The following is a 2,941-nucleotide window of genomic DNA, read 5'->3' on the forward strand; positions in this document are numbered from 1 at the left end:
AACGCATAACGTTAATTTGGGCTTTGTTTAAAAATTAAAGTTCTGTACTTTTAATCAAAAATCATGTTAGTCTGATAATTGGTGCTTCCAATTCCCCAAACTAACGTTATACAAACCGTTATGTGCAAGCGAAAAAAAATACTCGTCCAATTTTCGGTTGCTGATTAAATTTCATAATAGTTTTTTTGCATCAAAACATAAAAAGATGGAATTTAAAAACTTACATAATCAAGATAAACCATTATTAATCGGAAATGTCTGGGATGTACCAAGTACAAAAACAGCCGAAAAATTAAATTTTCAAGCAATTGGAACTTCGAGTTCAGCAATTGCATCAATTTTAGGATATAACGATGGCGAAGAAATGGAATTTTCTGAATTGGAATATTTCGTAAAGCGGATTGCCATAAACACAAATTTACCTTTGTCAGTTGATTTGGAATCGGGATATAGTCGCAAACCAAAAGAAATCGTTAATCACATTAAAAGATTAGCAAAATTAGGAGCTGTTGGAATTAATATCGAAGATAGTGTTGTTAGCGAAAAACGGATTTTATTAAACGCTAATGACTTCGCAAAGACACTCAAAGAAATAAAGGAAGAATTGGAAAAGGAAAATGTTGGTGTTTTTATAAATGTGAGAACAGATACATTTATCCTGCTTCAAGAAAATGTAATTGAAGAAACAAAAAAAAGAATTCAACTTTATCAAAATGCTGGAGCAAATGGAATTTTCGTTCCTTGTATTGAGAAAGAAAACGACATTAAAGAAATTGTAAATTGCACAAAATTGCCAATTAATGTAATGTGTATGCCTAACCTTCCAAGTTTTGACAAATTAACAGAGTTAGGTGTAAAACGAATAAGTATGGGGAATTTTATTTTTGATAAAATGTACAATCAATTTGAAAAAATAACAAAAGTAATATTAAACCAAGAATCATTTAATTCAATTTTTTAAATGTTAGTTACAGACAACAAAAAAATAGAAACATACTATCAAGCTTTATTAGAAAGAAAACAAAATTTCGTTGGAATCTTTTTTGTTGGTGTAAAAACTACATTGGTTTTTTGTATTGCTACTTGTAGAGCACGCAAACCAAAAAAAGAAAACGTTGAATTTTATACTACGTTTAAAGACGCCTTAGATAATGGCTATAGACCTTGTAAGATTTGTAAACCAACAGAAAATGCAAATCAAGCACCAGAGCAAGTCGAAAATGCAATCAAATTAATTAAAGAAAATCCCAAGGAGAAAATAACAGATTATCAATTAAGACAAAAAGGTATTAGTCCAGAAATTGTAAGAAGATGGTTTAAAAAAAATTATGGTATGACTTTTCAAGCTTACCAAAAAATGTATAGAATAAATAATGCCTTTCAAGAATTAAAACTTGGAAAAAACACTACACATACTGCTATAGACACAGGTTATGAATCACTAAGTGGATTTGGCTATACTTTTAAAAAACTTATAGGCAAGTCACCTAAACAAAGTAAAGGAGAAAATCTAATTCTTATAAATCGCCTGACAACACCATTGGGACCAATGTTTGTTTGCGCAACTGAAAACGGAGTTTGTTTACTTGAATTTGTTGACAGAAGAATGCTTGAAACAGAATTTAAGGACTTACAAAAATTACTAAAAGCTAATATTATTTCTGGTGAGAACGAGCATATAAAGCAAGTCAAAAAAGAGGTTAAGGAATACTTTGAGGGTACAAGAAAAAAATTTGATGTAAAACTTGAAACACCAGGTACTGATTTTCAAAATTCAGTTTGGGACTGTTTACAACAAATAGAATACGGAACAACGACAACCTATCAAAACCAAGCAGAAAAAATCAACAACCCAAAAGCAATTAGAGCAGTCGCATCAGCAAATGGTTATAATAGAATTTCTATTATTATACCTTGTCATAGAGTAATTGGAAAAGACGGAAAAATGACTGGGTATGGTGGAGGAATTGAACGAAAAAAATGGTTGATTGAACACGAACGGAATAATGCCAGCACATAACAAGGTATAAAAAACATAGGGCATTTGTGCTAAACCGAAAGGTTTATGAATATTTATAAAGCCCGCCAAATATAAAATTTGGCATTTTCAACAAAAAAGATAAAAGCAAAATATTATATTTGGCTTAGTACCAAACCGAAACGTATCGCTTATCAACTGCCCTACGTTTCTTATACTGACCGTTATACACAATTAGAATGAAAAAAATAATCTCGACAATAATTCTCTGCTTTCTAGGAATGATAGCATTTGGACAAATTCAAAAGGGCTATGAAGTTTGTTATAATCTCGAAGATGCATTTGCTAACAAAGAAGTAGTTCACACTTTAAGACTGAGAAATAATAAGAAGTTGACTTCCATTCCAGATGAAATTAAAGAACTAAAGAATCTAAAAATTCTAGACGTTTCTGGAACTAATATGACCTCTTTGCCAGAGGCAATTTCAGAATGTAAAGAACTAGAAGAAATAACAGCAAATGCTTCTAAATTCAAAACTATTCCATCCTCAATAGGAGAATTGAAAAAATTAAGGATTTTGAATTTTGGATATAATCAAATAGAGGAAATTCCTGCTTCACTGGTAAAGTGTGTAAATCTTGAAAGATTAATGCTCGGAGACAATAAGATTAGCAAAATACCCGAAAGCTTTAATAATCTTGATAAGATGCGGTTTTGCGGTTTGGGAGGAAATAACTTAACTGAATTTTCAAATGACTTTTTGGGGTTAGAAAGTGTTGGAAACCTATGGTTACATGGAAACAGCATAACTTCAATTCCAACAGAGGTCTGTCAAATGAAATCTCTGACTCATTTACTTATTGATACTACTGAAGTTGAGAATTTAAATGAAATAAAAACTCTGTGCCCAGACCTCAGAATTATTGACGAAAACAATAGAAAATAAAAACTGGCTACAACAC

3 protein-coding genes are annotated in these 2,941 nt (G+C 30.9%); all 3 read left to right on the top strand.

What is annotated here, in order from left to right; all coding sequences use genetic code 11:
• The first annotated feature begins 205 nt into the window (after positions 1–205).
• The 3 genes from BVC87_RS22875 (at position 206) to BVC87_RS22885 (ending at position 2,925) form a co-directional block, all read left to right on the top strand.
• A complete protein-coding gene (locus BVC87_RS22875; RefSeq protein ID WP_075344714.1) occupies positions 206–961 on the top strand; it encodes an isocitrate lyase/PEP mutase family protein in 756 nt (251 codons plus the stop codon).
• Entirely contained in the window at positions 962–2,020 is a 1,059-nt protein-coding gene (locus tag BVC87_RS22880) for a bifunctional transcriptional activator/DNA repair enzyme AdaA (protein WP_075344715.1), read from the top strand.
• Between the two features lie 197 nt (positions 2,021–2,217).
• Positions 2,218–2,925, top strand: a complete 708-nt coding sequence (locus BVC87_RS22885; RefSeq protein ID WP_075344716.1) for a leucine-rich repeat domain-containing protein — start codon at positions 2,218–2,220, stop codon at positions 2,923–2,925.
• Positions 2,926–2,941: the final 16 nt, after the last annotated feature.

Origin of the sequence: Tenacibaculum agarivorans, assembly GCF_001936575.1 — a bacterium.
Lineage (GTDB): Bacteria > Bacteroidota > Bacteroidia > Flavobacteriales > Flavobacteriaceae > Polaribacter > Polaribacter agarivorans.